Origin of the sequence: Erythrobacter ramosus, from assembly GCF_009828055.1 — a bacterium.
Lineage (GTDB): Bacteria > Pseudomonadota > Alphaproteobacteria > Sphingomonadales > Sphingomonadaceae > Erythrobacter > Erythrobacter ramosus.
Genome location: NZ_WTYB01000002.1, coordinates 393,751 through 414,134 on the forward strand (window position 1 = coordinate 393,751; position 20,384 = coordinate 414,134).

A 20,384-nucleotide genomic window follows, 5' to 3' on the forward strand; every position below is an offset into this window, starting at 1 on the left:
CCCGCGCGATGATTTCCTACCTCGATTTCGAGAAGCCGGTCGCCGCCCTTGAAGAGCGCATCGCACAGCTGCGCAGCGTCAATGCGCTGCATGATGTCGATGTCGCCAGTGAGATCGGCCGGCTTGAGGCCAAGAGCGCCGAACTTCTCGCCAGCACCTATGCCTCGCTTACGCCGTGGCAGAAGACGCAAGTTGCCCGCCATCCGCAGCGCCCGCATTTCCGCGACTATGTCGCCCATGCTTTCAGTGAGTTTGTGCCGCTGGGCGGGGACCGTCTGTATGGTGACGATCTGGCGATCATGGGCGGCTTTGCGCGGCTCGATGGCCGCCGGGTGATGCTGATCGGGCACGAAAAGGGCCACGACACCACCACTCGCATCGCGCACAATTTCGGCATGGGCAAACCCGAAGGCTATCGCAAAGCGATCCGCCTGATGGAAATGGCGAGCCGATTCGGCCTGCCGGTGGTGACGCTGGTGGACACCTCAGGGGCGTTTCCGGGGATTGAAGCGGAAGAACGCGGCCAGGCCGAAGCCATTGCTCGCTCGACCGAGGCGTGTCTGGCGCTGGAAGTGCCGATGATCGCGGCCATCGTCGGTGAAGGCGGATCAGGCGGCGCGGTTGCGCTTGCCTCTGCCAACCGCGTGCTGATGATGGAGCACGCAGTCTATTCGGTAATTTCGCCAGAAGGTTGCGCTTCGATCCTGTGGCGCACCTCCGAAAAGGCTGCCGATGCCGCACAGGCAATGAAGATCACCGCCCAGCATCTCAAGCGCGACAAGGTCATCGACCGCATCGTCAAAGAGCCGGTGGGTGGTGCCCAGCGCGACCCGCAGGCCGCAGCCCGGATGCTCGGCGCTGCGCTGAGTGAGGAGATCGCACAGCTGTCGGGGCTCAGCCGCACCGAATTGGTCGCCCAGCGCGAGGAGCGCTTCCTCGGCATCGGGGGTTAAGCCCGGCAAAGGCGCCATCCCAAGTTAAGGTTTCGTTTGCCAAGGCTTTCCGCTGCGCTGCTTTGCCGATAAGCTTGCAGCAGAACATTACAGCGGGAGGAGCCACCCATGGCACGCATTTCACGCAAGATACTGGCGCTCGGCGCAGCGCCGTTGGCGTTGACCGGGTGCATGGGCGCAGGCGGGGCCATTCCCTCGGCCTCGACCCCGATCACCCAGACCGAAGCGCAGCAGGGCGCGCAGTATCACCCGCAATTTTTGGCTGAATTCGGCGGGGCTATGACGGGCACCCATGCTCAATATGTTGAGCAGGTCGGTAAGAATATCGCGGTGCAATCGGGCCTCGGCAATGCGCGCGAGAGCTTTACCGTGAGCCTGCTGAACTCGCCCGTGCACAACGCTTTCGCGGTGCCGGGGGGCTATATCTACACCACCCGCCAGCTGGTGACGCTGATGAACAACGAGGCGGAACTCGCCGGCGTGCTGGGGCATGAAGTCGGCCACGTCGCTGCGCGCCATTCGCAGCGACGCCAGGCCGAATCGCAGAAAAACACGCTGCTTGGCGGCGGGCTGGCAATCCTTTCGGGGATTCTGTTGGGCGATTCGGGGCTGGGCAACACCCTGTCGCGCACCTTCATGGAAGGCTCGCAGATGCTGACGCTCAAATTCTCGCGCCAGCAGGAGCTGGAAGCAGATGATCTCGGCATCCAGTATCTGGGTCGCGCTGGCTATGATCAGCGTGCGATGGGCACTGTCCTGGCCAGTCTTGCGGCACAAAACGGACTTGATGCGCGCCTCGCCGGGCGCAATGCCAGCGTTCCGGAATGGGCTTCGACCCACCCTGACCCCGCCAGCCGGGTACAAAGCGCGCTCTCCAAGGCCAGTGCGGCGGGTGCTGGCGGTGTAACGAATCGCGACACCTTCCTCACGCGAATCGATGGGATGCTCTACGGCGATGATCCTGCGCAGGGGATGATCGAGGGAAGCACGTTCATTCACCCCGAAATGCGCCTCGCTTTCACCGCGCCTCAGGGCTTTTACATGGTCAATGGCACCCGCGCGGTCAGCATTCAGGGACAGGGCGGGCAGGCGCAGATGACGCTGGCGGCCTATAGCGGCAACTTGGAAACCTATGTACGCCAGCAGTTCACGGCCCTCGGCGGTCAGAACAGCACCCTTGCACCGGCTCAGCTTGAGCGCACGACGGTCAATGGCCTGCCCGCGGTGTATGGCACTGCACGGGTCAATAATGGGCAGAGCCAGGTGGATGTGGTCGTGTTTGCCTATGAATTTGCCCGCGACCGGGCCTACCACTTCACCGCAATTGCGCCTGCGGGCCGCGCGGCGACTTTCAATCCGATGTTCCAGTCGATGCGGCGGATCACTCAAGCCGAAGCGACCTCAGTGGTGCCGAAGAAATTGCAGGTGGTGACGGTGGCCCGCGGCGACACGGTGGCGAGCCTTGCGCGGCGAATGGCCTATGACAGCGCGCAGGAAGATCGCTTCCGGGTACTTAATGCGCTCAGCAGTAGCGCGGCGTTGACGCCGGGTCAGAAGGTCAAGCTGGTCGTGCGGGCGCGATAACTGGCGGGTCTGTGCCCGTCGGCGGTATCTGTATCTCAATTCCACAAAGAAAAAGCGGCGGGGATTGCTCCCCGCCGCCTTCCTTTTTGCTTGCAGCGACTGCCTTACGGGGTCGTGGTGCCAGCCTGCATTTCGGTGTCGACGTTCGAGAAGGTCGCATCGAGGGTCGAACCCAGCGAGCTCATGGCGGTGATCGCGGCAACGGCGATGAGAGCGGCAATCAGGCCGTATTCGATAGCGGTGGCGCCCTGCTCGTCACGGACGAGGTTCTTGAAGAAGGTCATGTCTAGTCTCCTGGTTTGGTCTTCGGTACCCAAGCCCCCCCTGTTCGGCGGCGGGCTATTTGTGAGATAATCGATACGTATTGAGAAATTCCTAATTCGAAACGAAATTGAATTTACCCATTCATTGCATCGACGCTTCTGCTCTCAATCGTGTTCCACATGTTGATCGCAGTGTCTGCGACACCTTGCAGCGAAACAATCATGGCGATCACGATCAGAGCGACAATCAGGCCATATTCCACAGCGGTAGCCCCCGAGGTGTCGTCGACGAGGTCCTTGATGAAAGTCGACAGCATTGGTGGTTCCCCCCGTTTGTCACGGCCTAATGCAGTGTAAAATCCGGGCTTCGAGTTAATAAATGGTTGAGATCGAGCACGTTGATGGAAAGAAATCCGACATGACCTTGGGCTGGATGGCGGTAGTTGCTGCTGCTTTGCACCGCGATGACGGACGCTGGCTCATGCATCAGCGCCCTTTGGGCAAGCACCATGCCGGGCTCTGGGAATTTCCCGGTGGTAAGGTTGAAGCCAATGAAATTCCTGTGGAATCTGTGGTGCGGGAGATGGCGGAAGAGCTCGGGATCGCCTGTTGTGCCGCCGCCTGCACGCCTACTGGTTTTGCTGAGGGCGGAACTGCCAGCAACGGCCAGGCACTTGTCATCCTGCTTTACACGGTGAGCGCTTGGCAGGGCGAACCGCAGGCGCTGGAGGGCGGGGTTGTTGGCTGGTTCACCCCGGAGGAGGCGCTCGCGCTGCCGAAGCCGCCGCTTGATGTCATGCTGGCACAGCGACTGTTTCAAAATCTCGGATCAGGGCCAAACGCCTCTTGCCAAGCCTGACGCACCTCCCTATGTGCCGCCCCTCAGCGCGCACCCGTAGCTCAGCTGGATAGAGCATCAGACTACGAATCTGAGGGTCGGACGTTCGAATCGTTCCGGGTGCGCCAACAAAGCCCGCTCCTTGTAAAAGGGGCGGGCTTTGTCGGTTCTGGGCTTGGCCTAATCCGCCACACTCTCCTCGAGCGCATGCATATCATCATCGGACAGGCCGAAATGGTGCCCGGCTTCGTGAATCACGACATGGCGGATCAGTGCGGCAAAGCTGACGCCGGTTTCCTCCATCTCGGCCAGCAACGGCCGGCGGAACAGTGTGATGACCGGCGGCAACCCGTCGCTGTCCCACTGTGACCGCTCGGTAAGCGCGACGCCTTCATATAGCCCGGTCAACTCCCAGCGATCGGCAATCCCGACACCGTGCAATTGTTCGGCGGTCGCGAATTCCTCGATCCGCAGCACCACATCGGCCAGCGGCTGGCGGAACGCTTCAGGCAGGCGAGCGAGAACGGAAGCAGCGGCGGCTTCGAAGTCGGCGATGCTGGGTTGATGCAAGATCGATGTCCTTTCTCGTCACCATGGGGGATGAATTGCCGGGTCAATCCCCTACATAAAGCAAGATGGGGACAGCATCCTTCCCGCGCAACCGGCGTATCTGCATGGAACGCCTTGGGAGTTGACGGGTTGACGTCACTCGGGATCGATAGGTGAGGGGGCTCCGACTGGGCCAATGAGTAAAGAAAGACGACAGACCATGAATTACGTTTCGGCCCACGATCACGATGATGAGTTTGATCCGGAAAACCCGATGGGCAAGCCGGAAGTGCCGGATCACGTGCAGAACGCGATCCGCACTCTGATCGAGTGGGCAGGCGACGATCCGAACCGCGAAGGCCTGCGCGATACCCCCAAGCGGGTCGGCCGCGCGTGGCTTGAATATTGTGAGGGCTACAAGGAGGATCCGGCGATCCACCTGTCGCGCATTTTCGAGGAAGTGGGCGGCTATGATGAGATCGTGCTGCTCAAGGACATTCCGTTCCAGTCGCATTGCGAACACCACATGGCCCCGATCATCGGCAAGGCAGCGATTGCCTATCTGCCGAACAAGAAGGTGGTCGGCATTTCCAAGCTTGCCCGCGTGCTGCACGGTTATGCCCAGCGCTTGCAGATTCAGGAGCGTCTGACCGCCGAGGTCGCGCAGTGCATCTGGGACAATCTCGATCCGCATGGCGTGGCCGTGGTGATCGAAGCGCAGCATGGTTGCATGACCGGGCGTGGGGTTAAGACCCCGGGCGTGGGTATGATCACCAGCCGCATTTTGGGCTGCTTCCTCGACAATGACAGCAGTCGCAAGGAAGTCATGAGCCTGATGGGTTATTGATCGCTTATCTGCTAATATTCTGGCTTCGAATTTGCTCACTTTCCTGTGTCTGAATTGCACGTTCCAACCCATGGCTAAACCTTGGCCAACCCTTGGTTTGTGCGATTCGCAGTGGTAATCTTTCCTCATCCACGGCCCTAACGGCCGGGATCAAGCAGGAGAGTACCATGAAGAAGTACGTCTTTGCCGGACTGGCGCTTGGCGCCTGTCTCGCTTCGCCTACCTTCGCGCTCGAGCATGAGGTCGTGATCGACCACGAGGACGGCCCGATTGCGGCCGATTACAAGGGTTCGGTCACGATCGAAACCACGCAGGTCGGGACTGCCGGCCCGGCCGGACGCCCGAACACGCTGCGCTGCAACTGGACCGCCACGCTGAATGTTGATCGGATCGCCAAGGTTGGCGAGACCCTTCGGTCGCGCCGCACCCTGACCAGCGATGATGTGGTCAGCGGGTCGCGGCCCGGTTGGTGCGAAACCCATGCCAAGGCGATCGACCGGCTGGTCGACTCCCGCCGAGACAACATTCGCACCGCCATGCTCGCTTTGATCGATCAGGATCGCGCGGAACTTCTCGCCGAAGCCGAGGGAGCGCAGAACAGCCGCCGCGGCGTCTGATTTCACGAAGAGGCCGTAGCAGAGCGGGGCGCTTCCATAGCGGAGGCGTCCCGTTTTCGCATTTGCGATCAGGGGCAAAGCGTCGTAGCCTTTGGGTTCGGCCCAGCCGATGAGCCTTACTGACGGAGATTGCTGATGCTGCGCAGACCTGCCACCCGCTTTTTTGTTGCCGCCGCGCTGGCGGGCGTACTTGCCGCCTGTTCGGGCGAAGGCGCCTCCGATGCCGCACCTAGTGGTGATGTTGCGGCTGCGGGCGAAGTCACGCCGGTGCTCAAGGAACGGCACGACAATTTCGAAGGCATTGGCGATGCCTTCAAGGCGGTTCGCGGGGAGCTGGACAAGGACGCGCCCGATTTCACGCTAATCGCCGCCAAGGCGGACGATATCAACACGCGCGCGAAGCTGATCGAAACCCACTTCCCGGCCGGCACCAGTGTCGACGATGGCTTCAAGACCGAAGCTCTGCCGTCGATCTGGGAGAAGCCTGAGGAATTCAAGGCTGCCGCGCAAAAGCTGGTCGATGAAAGCGCCAAGCTGGTGACTGTAGCAGGTGAGGGCGACAAGGCCGCCACTGGAGCGCAGGCGATGTCGATGGGCGGCGCGTGCAAGGGCTGCCACGACAAGTTCCGGCTCGACGACAAGAAGTAGCCCTGATGACCGATCCGCTCGGTACACCGCCCGCTGCCTCGCATGATGTGAAGGTGTGGGATCCCTTGCTGCGGATCACGCATTGGAGTTTTCTGCTGATCATCCCGATGATGTGGTGGACGGCGGAGAACTCCAAGTGGGCGCTGCATCGCCGCACCGGGCTGGTGCTGCTCGGCCTGCTGGTGTTCCGCCTGCTATGGGGGTTTGTGGGGCCTGAGACCGCGCGCTTTTCTAGCTTTGTGAAGGGGCCGGGTGAGGTGATCGCCTATTTGCGGGGCACCTTGTCAGTTGCCGCGACCCGCATCGGACATTCGCCCATTGGCGGGTGGAGCACATTGGCACTTCTCGGGGCGATGTTGGTTCAGGTCAGCATGGGACTGTTTGCGGGCGATCCCTATGACGGGATGACGGGGCCGCTCAACCCGCTGGTTGGTGTGATGACCGCCGATACGATCACCGAATTGCACGAGACATTCTTCTGGGTGATCGCAGGCCTGATCGGCCTGCACTTGGCCGCGATCACCTTTTACGCCGTGAAGGGTAATGATCTGCTGAGCCCGATGGTGAGCGGTGACCGTCCGCCGGTGCCGGGCGTGGCGGGGATTGGCCCGACGCCGTGGGGACGCGCGGCGCTCGCGGTGGGGCTTGCTGCCGGCTTTGCGTTATGGGTGGCGTACGGCGCGCCGCCGCTGATCTGATACGAAAACGGGGCGCTTCCCCTTTCGGAAAAGCGCCCCGTTTCTATGCATTTGAGCAGGAAGGCTCAGAGCTGACCGAGCATATGGTCGGCGCTCGAAACCTTGAAGTCGCCCGGCTCTTCGACATTGAGCTGTTCGACCACGCCGTCATTGATCACCATCGAGAACCGCTGACCACGCTTGCCGAGGCCGAAGCCCGAGCCGTCCATGGTCAGGCCGATCGCTTCGACAAACTCGGCATTGCCGTCCGCCAGCATGGTGATGTCGTCGCTGCCAGCAGCCTTGTTCCAGGCACCCATCACGAAGGCGTCGTTCACTGCGGTGCCGACGATCTCGTCGACGCCCTTGGCCTTGAGGTCGCTCGCCTTTTCGACAAAGCCAGGAAGGTGCTTGGCTGAGCAGGTCGGGGTGAAGGCGCCGGGGACCGAGAATAGCGCCACGCGCTTGCCAGCGAAATAGTCGGAAGACTTGACCGGCTGCGGGCCTTCGGCGGTCGCCTTGATCAGCGTGACTTCGGGGATCTTGTCGCCAACGGAAATGGTCATTGTATGTGCATCCTCATGCCTTGGGGGTGTGTCTGCGGTGTTCTATAGCGGGTGCTGGCAGGTGGGCAACAAATAGACATATAAAGATAAGTTTATATTTGCCTCAGAACAACCTTGCCGCTAGGGGCATGGCGCATAAGCAGACCTTCGCACACCGATGTGCCGATCTGCGCTTAGGAGATTGAAGCAATGGCTACCCTCGCTGCCGCCCCGACCACCGAATACGTGATCAAGGACATCGCGCTGGCCCAATTCGGCCGTGACGAGATTATGATCGCCGAAACAGAAATGCCCGGCCTGATGGCGCTGCGTGAAGAATATGGCGCGGCCCAGCCGCTCAAGGGCGCCCGCATCACCGGCTCACTCCACATGACCATTCAGACGGCGGTGCTGATTGAGACGCTTGTGGCTCTCGGCGCCGAAGTGCGCTGGGCGACCTGCAACATCTTCTCGACGCAGGACCACGCCGCTGCCGCCATCGCCGACGCCGGCATCCCGGTGTTCGCGATCAAGGGCGAGACGCTGGCCGATTACTGGGATTACGTGGGCCGCATCTTCGATTGGGCGACCGACGAAAACCCCGATCTTACCTGCAACCTGATCCTCGACGATGGCGGCGATGCCACCATGTTCGCGCTGTGGGGCGCACGTCTCGAAGCCGGGGAAGAAATGGGCGAGCCGACCAACGCCGAGGAAATCGAATTCCAGCGCGCGCTGAAGGCCTTCGTCGCGGCCCGTCCGGGCTACCTCACCAAGACGGTGAAGGCGATCAAGGGCGTTTCGGAAGAAACCACCACGGGCGTGATGCGCCTCTACCAGATCGCCAAGCAGGGCAAGCTTCCCTTCCCGGCGATCAACGTGAACGATTCGGTCACCAAGTCGAAGTTTGACAACCTCTACGGCTGCAAGGAATCGCTGGTCGACGCGATCCGCCGCGCCACCGACGTGATGCTGGCTGGCAAGGTCGCCTGCGTTGCCGGTTACGGCGATGTCGGCAAGGGTTCGGCAGCATCGCTCCGTGACGGCGGCGCGCGCGTGATGGTCACCGAGATCGATCCGATTTGCGCACTGCAAGCCGCGATGGACGGCTTTGAAGTCGTCACCATGGAAGACGCCGTGAAGCGCGCCGACATTTTCGTCACCGCCACCGGCAACGAAGACGTCATCACCGCCGATCACATGATGAACATGAAGCCGATGGCGATCGTCTGCAACATTGGCCACTTCGACAGCGAGATTCAGATTTCCGCGCTTTCCAACTACAACTGGAAGGAAATCAAGGAAGGTACCGACATCGTCACCTTCCCGGATGGCAAGTCGATCATCATCCTCGCCAAGGGTCGTCTGGTGAACCTCGGCTGCGCCACCGGCCACCCGAGCTTCGTGATGAGCGCGAGCTTCACCAACCAGACGCTGGCCCAGATCGAGTTGTTCACCAAGGCTGACGAATATCAGAACGATGTCTACGTCCTGCCCAAGCATCTCGATGAAAAGGTCGCCGCGCTGCACCTCGAAAAGCTGGGTGTGAAACTGACCCAACTGTCGGGCAAGCAGGCCAGCTACATCGGCGTGCCGCAGGCTGGTCCGTTCAAGCCCGATCACTACCGCTACTAAGCGATGCGAAACCGGCGCCCCCTAACCGTTTTTTCAAGCGGTTCGGGGGCGCACAGGTTCATCCCCGTTGCGCTCCCGCGCGCACGCGCATAGCGGTTGAGCGATGGACTTCTCGCCCCTTTCATTGGTGCTGATCGCGCTCGTGCTTGCCGCTTGGGCGGTGGGTGCGGCAATGGTCGTGCTGCGTGCGAATCAGAGCGTCAAGCGCGCCAAGGCGATGCGCACCAGCCTGAAGCGGATGCAGACGCTGCTCGATGTCGCGCCGGCCTTGCCGCTGTTGGTGCGAGTGGACGGGCGTATCGAGGCACCTGAAAAGCTGGCCCGGATGTTGGGCCTAGCAGCGATGCCCAAATATCTCAGCGAACTTGCCGCGCCAGCGGGCAATCCCAAGGGCGGCGGACTTGCGCAGGCACAGCTCGACCAGCTTTGGTCCCGGATCCAGACTACCCAGAAAAGCGCCGCGCCTTTCCGCATGGCCATCAACCTGCCCGGTGCGCAGCGTAGCCTCGCGCTCTACGGGACGCTCGCCGATCCGCAGGTCTCGCCCGGTGGGGCCGCGCTGGTGTGGGTTTTCGACTTTACCGAAAGCCATTCCGAAATGGCCCGTCTGCGCGCGGCTGCTGCGCGGGCTACCGGGGATTTTGCTGCGCTCGTCGGCTTGATCGAGGCCGCGCCCATGCCGATGTGGTTCCGCGGTTCCGATCTCACGCTGCAACTCGTCAACCAAGCCTATGTTGATGCCGTTGGCGCGAGCACGGCGGCCGAAGTGGTGCAGAGCCAAATCGAACTGCTCGAGCCCGATGAAGGCCGCTCACCCGCCGATATCGCCCGCGCCACGCTGACCAGTCAGGCAAAGTCCGAACGCATCATCGCCGCGACCATCCACGGCGCGCGCCGGACGCTGCGGGTCAGCGACCTCCCCCTCGGGCTGGAGGGGGTTGCAGGCTACGCCATCGACATCGAGGAACAGCAGCAGGTCGCGCGCGAATTCCGCGCCTTCCGCGATGCGCAGCGCGCACTGCTCGACCAGCTGTCGGTCGGCGTCGCCCTGTTCGACGGCGACGAGCGTCTGACCTTTGCCAACCGCCCGTTCCGCCGCCTGTTTAGTCTCGCAGAAGATGCGATCGAGGCCCATACGCCATTCGAACGCTTCCTCGCCGAAGCGCGTGAGCGTGGGCGCACGCCCGAAGTGCGCGATTTCCCCGAGTGGCGGCGAGAGCGCACTGGCTGGTTCGGGATGCAGGATACGCAGGAAGAAGCCTGGCCGCTGCCCGGCGGCACCCATTTGCGCGTCGTCGCTCAGCCGATGCCGGATGGGGGCCTCATCCTGATCACCGAGGATCGCACCGAAAGCCTCGCGCTTTCCGCCGTGCGCGACACGCTGCTGCGGACTCGTACCGCCACGCTCGACAGCCTGTTTGAAGCCTTGGCGATCTTCGCGCCGGATGGCTCGGTGCAGCTCTGGAACCGCAGCTTTGCCGGCACTTGGGGCCTCACGCCAGAACTGCTTGATCTGCACCCGAGCGCCGATGAATTGCTCAGCGCGATCGGGCGCAATCTGGTGAAACCCGAAGAAGCTGGGCTGATCGGGGCTGCCGTGCGCGCCGCGACGCTCGACCGGCGAGAGAAGGGCGGGCAGGTCGATCTGGCCGATGGCCGCACGCTGCGCTTTGCCGGGATACCGCTGCCGGATGGCAACGGCCTGCTGACCGTGCTCGACATCACCGCATCGCAGAAAGCCGAACAGGCCCTGCGCGAACGGGCCGAAGCGCTGGAGGAGGCTGACGCGGTCAAGGCCAAGTTCCTCGCCAACATGAGCTACGAATTCCGCACGCCGCTCACCACCATCGGCGGTTATGCCGAACTGTTGAAAAGCGGCGCGGCGGCTGATCCCGAGGCGGCGGGCGAATATGTCGATGCGATCCTCAGCGCAGTCGAGCGCCTGACGGAACAGGTCGAAAACGTGCTCGACCTGTCGCAGAGCGAGGCGGGGCTGCTGCCGATCCGCAAGGAACGCCTCGACCTTCTCGACTTCCTCACGACTCTGGTGCGCGATCGTGAAACAGCGATTGTCGCAGCCGGGCTGAGCCTCGATCTCAAGGGCCGCCGCGGTCGGGTGATTGAGGCCGATCCGCGCCAGATGGGCCGTGCAATCGGCAACCTGCTCGACAATGCTGTGGTCGGCACGCCGGAAGGCGGCCGGATCGTGATCGAGATCCGCAGAGCGCCCGAGGGCACCGAGTGGGGGGTAGAGATCAGCATCGCCGATAATGGCCGGGGCATGACTTCGAAGGAACTCGCTCGTGCGCAGGGTGGGGTGAAACCCGCCGGCGAAGGCGCTCCGGAACGCCGCACGGGGCTGGGCATCCCGCTCGCCCGGCAGCTGATCGCTGCGCATGATGGGACGCTTGAGATCGTCAGCCGCAAGGGCGCGGGCACCACTGCGACGATCCGCCTTCCGTGACCGAAACCCGGTCTAGCCTCCCCGACTTGGCCTCTATGGCTGCCTACGGCGCAGCGATTGCCGGGCGGCTACGCGCGGGCGATGTGGTTGCGTTGACCGGCGGGTTGGGGGCGGGCAAAACGACGCTCGCGCGCGCGATACTGGCTTCGCTGGGACATGAAGGCGAAGTGCCGTCGCCGACGTTCACTATCATCGAGACTTACGATTCGCCGCCGCTCAGGCTCGCGGCTGTGCATGCCGATTTCTACCGTTTGAAAGATCCTGCCGAACTCGCTGAAATTGGCCTCGATGACTACCGCGAGGGTGCGGTGCTGCTCGCGGAATGGCCGGATCATGCGGGCGGCTTCGCCCATGAACCGGGATGCCTGTCGATCACGCTGGAACCGGTGGGAGAAAGCGGGGAAGGCGGCCGGATTGCGATTGCCCGCGGCGGTGCGGATTGGGTAGGGCGGATGCCATGAACCCGCTTCCCCAAGGCCTTGCCGAATTCGTCGCCCACGCTGGATGGGAGGGCGCGGATATCGACCCGCTGCCGGGCGATGCCTCGTTCCGGCGGTATTTCCGCCTGACGCTAGCGGGCAGTGGAACAGCCATGCTGATGCACGCCCCTCCGCCGCACGAAGACCCCGCGCCGTTCCTCCACGTTGCCCATTGGCTGAACGCGCATGGGATGCGCGGCCCTGCCATCCTCGCCGAGGACGCGGCCCAAGGCTGGGTGCTCACCGAGGATTTCGGCAATGACCGGATGCGCGACTGGCTCGAACTGAACCCTGCGGACGAGCGCGCCGCTTACGAAGCCGCGGTCGAGGCGCTGGCCGCGCTCCACCGCGTGCCGCCGGGGCCGTTTCCGGCTTACGACATGGCGGTTTATGCCCGCGAGGCGGCGCTGCTGACCGAGTGGTATTGCCCTGCGCAGGGCCTTACGGTGGATGCAGCGGGCTATGCCGCCGCTTGGGAGGAAACCCTCGCACCGCTGCTCGCCCGCCAGAACCCTGGTGTGACGGTGCTGCGCGATTATCATGCCGAGAACATCATGCTGCTGGGCGGCAGAGCGACCGCGCCGCAGGGCCTGATCGATTTTCAGGACGCGCTGGTGGGCCACCCGGCCTATGATCTTGTCTCGCTGCTTCAGGACGCGCGGCGCGATGTGTCTGAGGCGCTGGAAGCAGCGATGCTCACGCACTACTGCACGGCGGCGGGCGTCAGCGGCGATGATTTCCTCGCCGACTATGCCCGACTTGGCGCACAGCGGAATGCCAAGATCGTCGGCATCTTCACCCGGCTCGACCGGCGTGACGGTAAGCCCAAATACCTCGCCATGATCCCGCGCGTCTGGGCGGCGATGGAGCGCGATCTGGCGCATCCAGCGCTGGCACCCGTTGCGCGCTGGTTCGATGCCAATATCCCGGCTGAACTGCGCGCTGCGAACGGCGCTTTCGCCGCATGACGAAGCTCGCATCCGATACCGCGATGATCCTCGCCGCTGGCCTCGGCAAGCGGATGCGGCCACTGACTGCAAGCCAGCCCAAGCCACTGGTGCGGGTGGCAGGCAAGGCGTTGATCGACCACGCGCTCGACCGGCTGGCCGAAGCGGGCGTGGCCAAGGCGGTGGTGAACGTCCACTACCTCGCCGACGCGCTTGAAGCCCATGTGCTCGCTCGCGCCGTGCCCAATGTGACTGTGTCGGACGAGCGCGCGCAACTGCTCGAAACCGGAGGCGGGATGGTGAAGGTACTCAGCCAACTGCCCGACCCGTTCTTTGCTCTCAACGCTGACAATATTTGGCTGGATGGGCCCAAGAGTGCGTTCCACGACCTGTCGCGTCGCTGGGATCCCGAAGCCATGGACGCGCTGCTGCTGGTCGTGCCGCACGCGCGAGCGGCCAATTTCAACGGCACCGGCGATTTCCATATGGACCCGCTCGGCCGCCTCTCGCGCCGCCGCGATGGGCGGATTGCGCCGTTCATTTACACCGGCATTCAGCTGGTCAGCCACCGCCTGATGCGCGACGCGCCCGAGGGTCCATTCTCGACCAACATCCTCTGGAACCGGGCGATGGAGGAGGGGCGGCTTTACGGTCTCAGCTTCACCGGGCTGTGGTTCGAAGTCGGCACGCCGCAAGCAATCCGCCCGACCGAGGAGGCGCTGCAGGGTGGCTGAACCGCGCCACATCGGCCCGCTGGTCTATTCCATAGCCGCGCATCGCGGTTTTGCCGATGCCCTGGTGGCAGGCCTGGTGCCGCGGTACCGCGAGCCAGGTTTCGGGTTGGCGCGTCTCACTCTGCTGGTGCCGTCGAGCCGCGCCGCGCGTACCCTGTCCGAAGCTTTCATCCGCCACGCTGGGGATACAGGCGAGGGCGGCGTGCTGATGCCGCGCATGATTGCGGTGGGCGATCTCGATCTCGATGAAAAGCTGGGTGCGGCGCTCGATCCGCTGGGGGCGGCGGATATTCCTCCGGCCTGCGATCCGGTGGCGCGCTGGCTGACGCTCGACCGGCTGATTGCTGAGGAGCGCGAAGCCGAGGGCACGGAGCCGCTGCCGGGCCGTGCGCGGCTGAATCTCGCGCGCGAGATGGCGCGGACGATGGACCGGCTGCTGGTCGAGGAAAAGCCCCCCGAGGAGCTGTGGGCCGATCCGGTGCTCGATCAGCTTGGCAATCTCGCGGAACACTGGAAGCGAGCGATCCGTCTGTTTGCGAGGGTCAATACGCGCTGGCAGGTGGAACTGGCGGAGCGGGGTGAGGTTGACGCTGCGACCCGCCGCAACCTGCTGTTCGACCGCGCCGCCCGCCGCTGGCGTGAGACCCCGCCGCCGTATCCGATCGTTGCCGCAGGGGTGACGAGCGCTGCGCCTGCACTTGCGCGGTTGCTGAAGGTCGTGGCAGAATTGCCGGAAGGCGCGGTGGTGCTGCCCGATCTCGATCTGGGGATGGACGATGCGGCGTGGGCGGAGCTTGGCCTTGCCGGCGCATCCGAGGAACCGGGTGGGCCGGTATTCGCTTCGGGTGACGCGCTCAGCCATCCGCAATATCACCTCAAGTTGCTGCTGAACCGAATGGGTGTGAACCGCGCCGAGGTGCAGCCGTGGCACCGGCGCGGGATTGCGGCGGCGGAACCGGCGCGCAGCCGGGCGATTTCTTCGCTGTTCCTGCCTCCGCAGGCGAGCCGCGCGTGGATCGACCTCAATGCTGACCGGCGGCGGCTGTCAGGCGTGCGCCTGCTCGCCAGCGCCACTATCGAGGAAGAAGCGCAGGCGATCGCGCTCCTGGTGCGTGAGGCGCTGGAACAGCCGGAAAAGCGCATCGCCGTGATCACCGCCAACCGCGGCTTGGCGCGGCGAGTGGCGCAGCATTGCGAACGCTGGAACATCGCGGCTGACGACACCGCTGGTCGGCCGCTTGCGCTGACCCCGGCCGGACGATTGTTCGGCCTGCTGGCGGAGGTGGCGGCGAACGGACCTGATCCGGCCAATCTTGTCGCCGCTTTCGGGCATCCACTGGTGCGCGGTCACGATGGCGGGGCGCGGCGCGATTGGCTCAAGGGCCTGCGTGCCTTCGATCGCCGCCTGCGTGGTCCAGCGCCCGCGCCCGGTATGGAGCCATTGCGCAAGGCCGCAGCCAAAGCGGAGGTCGCCGAGTGGTGGGCCGAAGCGGAACAATTGCTCGCGCCGCTGCTCGACTGGCCGCGCGAGATACCCTTGGCCGACGCGCTGACCCGGCTCTCGGACGCTGCCGAGGGTTTCGCCCAGACGCTGGTCTGGGAGCGCGAGGACGGGCGCGCGCTCGGCACCCTAATCGAGGAATTGCGCGGGCAGGCCGAAGCGGCAGGCACTCTGGTCGAGACTGCCGATCTGGCCGGAATCTTGCGCGATGCGATGGAAGCGGTCGCGGTGCGTCCCGGCTATGGCGGCCATCCGCGCGTGGCAATCTACGGCTTGCTCGAAGCGCGCATGGCGCGGGCCGATCTGGTGATTTGCGGGGGGCTCAACGAAGGCTCATGGCCGCAGCCGCCTGGTGCCGACGCGCTGCTGGCGCCTGCGATCCTGCGCGCGCTCGGCGTGCCGGGGGCGGAGTTCCGCATCGGCCTCGCCGCGCATGATTTGGCCGGCGCGATGGGCGCGCCTGAAGTGGTGCTCAGCCGGAGCCTGCGCGATGCCGAGGGGCCGACGCTACCCTCGCGGTTCCTGCTGCGCGTCGAAGCACTGCTCGGCGATGATCTCGACAAGGAGCACCGTGAGCGCGCGATCCCGGCGCTGCTGCCGCATCTCGACCGCCTGCGTTCGCCCGCCCCCGAATACCCGCGCCCCGCTCCCGATCCTTCGTCCGCTCTGCGCGATGTGACGATCAAGGTTACCGCGCTCGATCGGTTGCTCGGCGATCCCTACCAGTTCTACGCGCAGGCGATCCTCGATCTTCGCCAACTGCAACCGCTCGCCGCCGATCCCTTCAGCGATCCGGCACTGCGCGGCACGTTGGTGCACGATCTCCTCGACCAATGGCACAGGGCAACGGCGAGCGATCCGGGCCTTGCGCTTGCCCCCTTTGCCGCCGGCTATTTCCAGGACGAGCGAGTCCACCCGCTGTTCCGCGCGCTATGGCAGCCCCGTCTGATCGCCGCGCTTGAGCGGTTCGAGCAATGGATCGCCGCAGATGCCGCCGAAAAGGGCCGCACGGTGCTCGCGACCGAGATTTCGGGTGAGATGGTGTTTGAAGGTGTGGCGGTCATGGGCCGTGCCGACCGGATCGACCGATTGGCTGACGGGACGCTCGCAATTGTCGATTACAAGACCGGCGCACCTCCTGCAAAGAAGCAGGTGACGTCGGGCTATGCCATGCAATTGGGGCTGCTCGGGTTGATCGCTCAGGCCGGTCGGTTCGCGAACGACAAGACCGGGCAGGTTGTGACGGGCACGCCGACCCGGTTCGAATATTGGTCGCTCGGCAAAGCGAAGAAGGAAGACGGCTTCGGCTATCAGGAAACCCCAGTGAAGGAAGGCAGCGCAAAGACGGGTCTGCTCCAAGAGGATTATCTCAACTTCCACGCCGACCGGCTGGCTGAAGCGATCCGGCTGTTCATCAAGGGCAGCAAGCCCTTCATCGCGCGCGAGAATCCCGACTACAAAGGGTACAACGAATACGACCAGCTTATGCGGTTGGAGGAATGGGCGATCCGCCTGACCGATCCGGAGCCCAAGACATGAGCGGCGCAAACGGTTCCGTCTTTCCGCTGATGGACAACCAGCTGCTGGCAGCGGACCCAGAGGACAACGTCTGGCTCTCGGCCTCGGCGGGGACAGGCAAGACGCAGGTGCTGTCCGCCCGCGTGCTCCGGTTGCTGTTGCGCGAGGATGTCGCGCCGTCGCAGATCTTGTGTCTGACTTTCACCAAGGCTGGCGCGGCCGAGATGGCAAACCGTATCAACGCGGTGCTGGCGCGCTGGGTGCGGCTGCCGTCTGTCACGTTGGCGAAGGAGCTCGGCTATCTCGGTGCGGACATTGATCCGGCCACGCAGGAACGCGCGCGCAGCCTGTTTGCCAGCGTGCTCGATTGTCCTGGCGGTGGCCTGCGTATCGACACCATCCACGCCTTTGCGCAGTTCCTGATCGGCAACTTCCCCGAGGAAGCGAACCTCGCCCCCGGCACGCGGGTGCTCGACGATCGCAGCCGCGAGCTGCTAAGCCGCGAGGTGCTGACCGACCTATTCGAGGAGGCCGAGCGTACCAATGATATGCGGGTGCTCGATGGCATCGAACTGTTCACGAAGCGCAAGGACCCCGCGGCGCTCCATAAGTGGCTGATGCACGCCGCCGAGGCGCAGGACATGTGGGAGGGGACAGCCGGTTGGCAATCGCCGATGGCCGGGCGAGTGCGTCAGACACTCGGCATTCCCGCGGATGCGGACGAGGTCTGGGCGAGCGAGCCGCTGCATCCCGATATCTTCCCTGATGACGCGCTGCTCGGCATTCTTGCGGCGCTGCGGCAGTGGGGCAAGGCGTCGGGAGACAAGGCAATCGCCGGTATCGAACGCTGGCTGCGGCTCGAACATTTTGAGAGAGCCGGTTCAATCGACTGTCTGGTAGGCGGGGTGCTGAATGGGGACCTCCTTCCCAACGGCAACCTCAGGCACGCTGCCAAGTTCGATCCCGATTTCGTCGACCTGCAAAGAACGGTCGCCGATGCATTCGTGCTTGCAGAAGACCGCCGCTCGCTCCTCGCCTGCGCCGAAATCGTGACCTCGGCGCTCGAAATCGGCCGCGCCTTCGCTGTCCGCTGGGAGGCCCGCAAGGCGCGCGAGGGGCTGCTCGATTTCTCCGACTTGATCCGCAAAGCCGCCGCGTTGCTCGACCGGTCAGAGGCGGCGGATTGGATCCGCTACAAGCTCGACCGCCATTTCGACCACGTCCTGATCGACGAAGCGCAAGACACCAACCGCAGCCAATGGGACATCGTCGAAGCGCTGATCGACGACTTCTTCAGCGGCGAAGGCGCGCGTGGGGACAAACTGCGCACGATCTTCACCGTGGGCGATTACAAGCAGGCGATCTTCGGCTTTCAGGGCACCAGTCCGGAGAACTTCGCCCGCGCCAAGCAGCGGGTGCACGGCCGGATCACCGCGGCGCAGCAGGGCATCCGGCAGGGCCGTGTCAATCGCCGAGAGCCGGGCTGGCAAGATCTCGACCTCGGCCACTCGTTCCGCACCGCCGATATCGTGCTCGGCTTCGTCAACCGCATGATTGCGATGCTGGGCTTTGGCGAGTTTGGGTTGGATAAGGAACCGGCGCCCCATGTCGGCGCCGAGCGGCCCGGCCTTGTTACGCTTTGGCCGCCCGTCGCACCGAAGCAGGGCGAGGGGCAGGAAGACGAGGACGATGCCGAAGACAGCGAGAACCGCGACTGGCTGCCCAAGCACGACACGTTGCTCGCGCAGAACATCGCCGATCAGGTGCAGCGCTGGCTGACCGATGATCCCTTTGTGCTCGCGAAGAGCACTCGCCGCCATGCGCAGGCCGGCGACATTATGGTGCTCGTGCGTCAGAGAAAGGAACTCGCCGCGCAGATCGTCGCCAAGCTCTATGCGCGCGGCGTGCCGGTGGCGGGGGTCGACCGGCTGCGGCTCGGTGCGCCGCTGGCGGTAAAGGATGTGCTCGCCGCCTTGCGCTTTGCGGCGCAACCGCAAGATGATCTGAGCCTTGCCAACCTGCTCGCCTCGCCGCTGGTGGGGTGGAGGCAGGATGATATCCTTGCATATGTACCGCGGCCCGAGAAGGTGCGGCTGTGGGATCATCTGAAGCGCAAGGACGCACCGCCTGCCGTTGCCGCCACGGCGGAGAAGCTAAGGGACCTACTGCGCCGCGCCGACTACCAGACCCCGCAAGCGCTGATCGCGTGGCTGCTGACCGGCCCGTGGCAGGGTCGGGCGCGGTTCGTTGAGAGGCTGGGGGCCGAGGCCAATGATCCGCTCGACGAGCTGATCAACGCCGCCTTCGCCTATGAGGCCGAGTATTGGCCGAGCCTGTCGGGTTTCCTCGCATGGTTCGATGCCGGGACGGGCGACCTGAAGCGCGATTCCGACAGCGCATCCGGGCAGGTGCGGGTGATGACGGTGCATGGCTCCAAAGGGCTTCAGGCGCCGATCGTCATCCTCGCCGATGCCACAGGCGCGCCGGGCGAGGCGGGCGATCTGGTGCTGGAGGACGATCCACTCGGCCAGATGGGTGATCGCAAGCGCGAAGTGCCGCTGCCTCCGCTCGGCAAGGACGAGAAGAAGGGCAGGATCGCCGAAGCCGAGGAAGCCAAGAAGGCCGCGCTTTTGCAGGAGCATTGGCGCTTGCTCTATGTGGCGCTGACCCGCGCGGAGGAGGCGCTGTTCATCGGCGGGTCTCTCAACAAGAACGAGGCGAAGAAGGGCGTGCCCCACGACGACAGTTGGTACGCCCGCCTCGCGCCGCTGTTCGAGGGTGAGGAGATCACCGATCCGGTCTGGGTTTGGCGCAAGGAATGGGGTGAGCGGGCCGAACCGCTGGTGCCGGAGGATGCCACCACCGATGCAGCCCCGCCGCCCGCCCTGCCGCACTGGATCACCACGCCGATTGGCCCCGAACCCCGCCCACCGCGCCCGCTGGCACCGTCGAGCGCAGGCGAGGACGGCGGGGCCGCACCGCCGCTCCCGCCAGAAGCCGCGCGTCATGCGGCCCGGCGCGGCAGCCTGATCCACACGCTGCTCGAACGGCTGCCCGATGTCGCTGAGGCTGACCGCGAGGCTGCGGCGCGGGGCTGGCTCGAACGGCAGGCGGGCGATCTCGGCGCCGAGCTTCGGGATGAGATGCTGGCCGCCGCGCTGGGCGTGCTCGATCACCCGCAGTTTGCCTCGATCTTCTCACCCCAAGCGCTCGCCGAAGTGCCGCTGGCAGCGACAGTTGAAGGCGTGGTCGTGGCCGGCACGGTTGACCGGCTGTTGATCGAGCAGACCCGCATCACTGTGGTCGATTTCAAGACCACGCGCCGCCCGCCCACCGGTGCTGCCGCAATCCCGCTGGCGACTCTGCGCCAGATGGCGGCCTATGTCGCCGCGCTGGAGGTGATCTATCCGGGCCGCGAAGTGCGCGCTGGCGTGCTCTATACCCATGCCCCGGTGCTGTTCGATCTCCCCCCCGCAACGCTAGTGGCGCACAAGAACGCGTTGCAGACCGCGCAGCAATCCTTGTTACCGCTCGATATTGAGTGAACAGCCCTGCGCATTAGATTGCATTCACATGACCGGCGCT

18 protein-coding genes and 1 tRNA gene are annotated in these 20,384 nt (G+C 64.3%); 15 read left to right on the forward strand and 4 right to left on the reverse strand.

Annotated features, from left to right (window positions below; all coding sequences use genetic code 11):
• Positions 1 to 8: 8 nt before the first annotated feature.
• Positions 9 to 953 carry an acetyl-CoA carboxylase carboxyltransferase subunit alpha gene (locus GRI59_RS08510; RefSeq protein ID WP_160760784.1) on the forward strand — a complete coding sequence of 315 codons (945 nt, stop codon included), beginning with the start codon at positions 9 to 11 and terminating at the stop codon, positions 951 to 953.
• Between the two features lie 108 nt (positions 954 to 1,061).
• Positions 1,062 to 2,537, forward strand: a complete 1,476-nt coding sequence (locus GRI59_RS08515) for a M48 family metalloprotease (RefSeq protein WP_160760785.1) — start codon at positions 1,062 to 1,064, stop codon at positions 2,535 to 2,537.
• A 104-nt stretch (positions 2,538 to 2,641) separates the two neighbouring features.
• Here the strand turns inward: GRI59_RS08515 and GRI59_RS08520 are convergent, their stop codons facing one another.
• Together GRI59_RS08520 and GRI59_RS08525 are read right to left on the reverse strand one after the other, a co-directional pair.
• Entirely contained in the window at positions 2,642 to 2,821 is a 180-nt protein-coding gene (locus GRI59_RS08520; RefSeq protein WP_160760786.1) for a Flp family type IVb pilin, read from the reverse strand.
• Between the two features lie 113 nt (positions 2,822 to 2,934).
• Positions 2,935 to 3,117: a Flp family type IVb pilin gene (locus tag GRI59_RS08525; protein ID WP_160760787.1), complete on the reverse strand. Its 183-nt coding sequence runs from the start codon at positions 3,115 to 3,117 to the stop codon at positions 2,935 to 2,937.
• Between the two features lie 62 nt (positions 3,118 to 3,179).
• Here GRI59_RS08525 and GRI59_RS08530 point away from each other — a divergent pair, with 62 nt between their 5' ends.
• Together GRI59_RS08530 and GRI59_RS08535 are read left to right on the forward strand one after the other, a co-directional pair.
• A complete protein-coding gene (locus tag GRI59_RS08530) occupies positions 3,180 to 3,659 on the forward strand; it encodes a (deoxy)nucleoside triphosphate pyrophosphohydrolase (protein WP_237440751.1) in 480 nt (159 codons plus the stop codon).
• 30 nt (positions 3,660 to 3,689) lie between these two features.
• Positions 3,690 to 3,766, forward strand: a tRNA-Arg gene (locus GRI59_RS08535).
• A gap of 52 nt (positions 3,767 to 3,818) precedes the next feature.
• Here the strand turns inward: GRI59_RS08535 and GRI59_RS08540 are convergent.
• Positions 3,819 to 4,208, reverse strand: a complete 390-nt coding sequence (locus tag GRI59_RS08540) for a metallopeptidase family protein (RefSeq protein ID WP_160760788.1) — start codon at positions 4,206 to 4,208, stop codon at positions 3,819 to 3,821.
• A 199-nt stretch (positions 4,209 to 4,407) separates the two neighbouring features.
• Between GRI59_RS08540 and folE the strand changes: the two genes are divergently transcribed.
• The 4 genes from folE to GRI59_RS08560 all read left to right on the forward strand — a co-directional run bounded on the left by folE (position 4,408) and on the right by GRI59_RS08560 (position 6,997).
• Complete coding sequence (gene folE, locus GRI59_RS08545; protein WP_160760789.1) at positions 4,408 to 5,034, forward strand: GTP cyclohydrolase I FolE; 627 nt, start codon at positions 4,408 to 4,410, stop codon at positions 5,032 to 5,034.
• Between the two features lie 167 nt (positions 5,035 to 5,201).
• On the forward strand, positions 5,202 to 5,651 hold the full coding sequence (locus GRI59_RS08550) for a hypothetical protein (RefSeq protein ID WP_160760790.1): 450 nt from the start codon (positions 5,202 to 5,204) through the stop codon (positions 5,649 to 5,651).
• A 135-nt stretch (positions 5,652 to 5,786) separates the two neighbouring features.
• Positions 5,787 to 6,299, forward strand: coding sequence for a c-type cytochrome (locus GRI59_RS08555; protein ID WP_160760791.1), 513 nt, complete (start codon positions 5,787 to 5,789; stop codon positions 6,297 to 6,299).
• Between the two features lie 5 nt (positions 6,300 to 6,304).
• On the forward strand, positions 6,305 to 6,997 hold the full coding sequence (locus GRI59_RS08560) for a cytochrome b/b6 domain-containing protein (RefSeq protein WP_160760792.1): 693 nt from the start codon (positions 6,305 to 6,307) through the stop codon (positions 6,995 to 6,997).
• A 65-nt stretch (positions 6,998 to 7,062) separates the two neighbouring features.
• Here the strand turns inward: GRI59_RS08560 and GRI59_RS08565 are convergent, their stop codons facing one another.
• Positions 7,063 to 7,542, reverse strand: a complete 480-nt coding sequence (locus GRI59_RS08565; RefSeq protein ID WP_160760793.1) for a peroxiredoxin — start codon at positions 7,540 to 7,542, stop codon at positions 7,063 to 7,065.
• Positions 7,543 to 7,731: 189 nt separating this feature from the next.
• Here GRI59_RS08565 and ahcY point away from each other — a divergent pair, with 189 nt between their 5' ends.
• From ahcY to addA, 7 genes are all read left to right on the forward strand, one after another.
• A complete protein-coding gene (ahcY, locus tag GRI59_RS08570; RefSeq protein ID WP_160760794.1) occupies positions 7,732 to 9,156 on the forward strand; it encodes an adenosylhomocysteinase in 1,425 nt (474 codons plus the stop codon).
• Positions 9,157 to 9,259: 103 nt separating this feature from the next.
• Complete coding sequence (locus GRI59_RS08575; protein ID WP_160760795.1) at positions 9,260 to 11,620, forward strand: PAS domain-containing sensor histidine kinase; 2,361 nt, start codon at positions 9,260 to 9,262, stop codon at positions 11,618 to 11,620.
• Entirely contained in the window at positions 11,617 to 12,081 is a 465-nt protein-coding gene (gene tsaE / locus GRI59_RS08580; protein ID WP_160760796.1) for a tRNA (adenosine(37)-N6)-threonylcarbamoyltransferase complex ATPase subunit type 1 TsaE, read from the forward strand. Before GRI59_RS08575 ends, tsaE begins: the two co-directional genes overlap by 4 nt.
• Positions 12,078 to 13,067, forward strand: coding sequence for an aminoglycoside phosphotransferase family protein (locus GRI59_RS08585; protein ID WP_160760797.1), 990 nt, complete (start codon positions 12,078 to 12,080; stop codon positions 13,065 to 13,067). The genes tsaE and GRI59_RS08585 overlap by 4 nt, the downstream gene beginning before the upstream one ends.
• A complete protein-coding gene (locus tag GRI59_RS08590) occupies positions 13,064 to 13,780 on the forward strand; it encodes a nucleotidyltransferase family protein (protein WP_160760798.1) in 717 nt (238 codons plus the stop codon). Before GRI59_RS08585 ends, GRI59_RS08590 begins: the two co-directional genes overlap by 4 nt.
• On the forward strand, positions 13,773 to 16,820 hold the full coding sequence (locus tag GRI59_RS08595) for a PD-(D/E)XK nuclease family protein (protein ID WP_160760799.1): 3,048 nt from the start codon (positions 13,773 to 13,775) through the stop codon (positions 16,818 to 16,820). Before GRI59_RS08590 ends, GRI59_RS08595 begins: the two co-directional genes overlap by 8 nt.
• Positions 16,817 to 20,344: a double-strand break repair helicase AddA gene (addA, locus tag GRI59_RS08600; protein WP_160760800.1), complete on the forward strand. Its 3,528-nt coding sequence runs from the start codon at positions 16,817 to 16,819 to the stop codon at positions 20,342 to 20,344. The genes GRI59_RS08595 and addA overlap by 4 nt, the downstream gene beginning before the upstream one ends.
• Positions 20,345 to 20,384 lie beyond the last annotated feature (40 nt).

Excerpts from the sequence above, each read along its gene's own strand:
- GRI59_RS08510 (WP_160760784.1), top strand. The coding sequence starts at position 9 with ATGATTTCCTACCTCGATTTCGAGAAGCCGGTCGCCGCCCTTGAAGAG.
- GRI59_RS08515 (WP_160760785.1), top strand. The coding sequence starts at position 1,062 with ATGGCACGCATTTCACGCAAGATACTGGCGCTCGGCGCAGCGCCGTTG.
- GRI59_RS08520 (WP_160760786.1), bottom strand. The coding sequence starts at position 2,821 with ATGACCTTCTTCAAGAACCTCGTCCGTGACGAGCAGGGCGCCACCGCT.
- GRI59_RS08525 (WP_160760787.1), bottom strand. The coding sequence starts at position 3,117 with ATGCTGTCGACTTTCATCAAGGACCTCGTCGACGACACCTCGGGGGCT.
- GRI59_RS08530 (WP_237440751.1), top strand. The coding sequence starts at position 3,180 with ATGGTTGAGATCGAGCACGTTGATGGAAAGAAATCCGACATGACCTTG.
- folE (WP_160760789.1), top strand. The coding sequence starts at position 4,408 with ATGAATTACGTTTCGGCCCACGATCACGATGATGAGTTTGATCCGGAA.
- GRI59_RS08550 (WP_160760790.1), top strand. The coding sequence starts at position 5,202 with ATGAAGAAGTACGTCTTTGCCGGACTGGCGCTTGGCGCCTGTCTCGCT.
- GRI59_RS08555 (WP_160760791.1), top strand. The coding sequence starts at position 5,787 with ATGCTGCGCAGACCTGCCACCCGCTTTTTTGTTGCCGCCGCGCTGGCG.
- GRI59_RS08560 (WP_160760792.1), top strand. The coding sequence starts at position 6,305 with ATGACCGATCCGCTCGGTACACCGCCCGCTGCCTCGCATGATGTGAAG.
- GRI59_RS08565 (WP_160760793.1), bottom strand. The coding sequence starts at position 7,542 with ATGACCATTTCCGTTGGCGACAAGATCCCCGAAGTCACGCTGATCAAG.
- ahcY (WP_160760794.1), top strand. The coding sequence starts at position 7,732 with ATGGCTACCCTCGCTGCCGCCCCGACCACCGAATACGTGATCAAGGAC.
- GRI59_RS08575 (WP_160760795.1), top strand. The coding sequence starts at position 9,260 with ATGGACTTCTCGCCCCTTTCATTGGTGCTGATCGCGCTCGTGCTTGCC.
- GRI59_RS08585 (WP_160760797.1), top strand. The coding sequence starts at position 12,078 with ATGAACCCGCTTCCCCAAGGCCTTGCCGAATTCGTCGCCCACGCTGGA.
- GRI59_RS08590 (WP_160760798.1), top strand. The coding sequence starts at position 13,064 with ATGACGAAGCTCGCATCCGATACCGCGATGATCCTCGCCGCTGGCCTC.
- addA (WP_160760800.1), top strand. The coding sequence starts at position 16,817 with ATGAGCGGCGCAAACGGTTCCGTCTTTCCGCTGATGGACAACCAGCTG.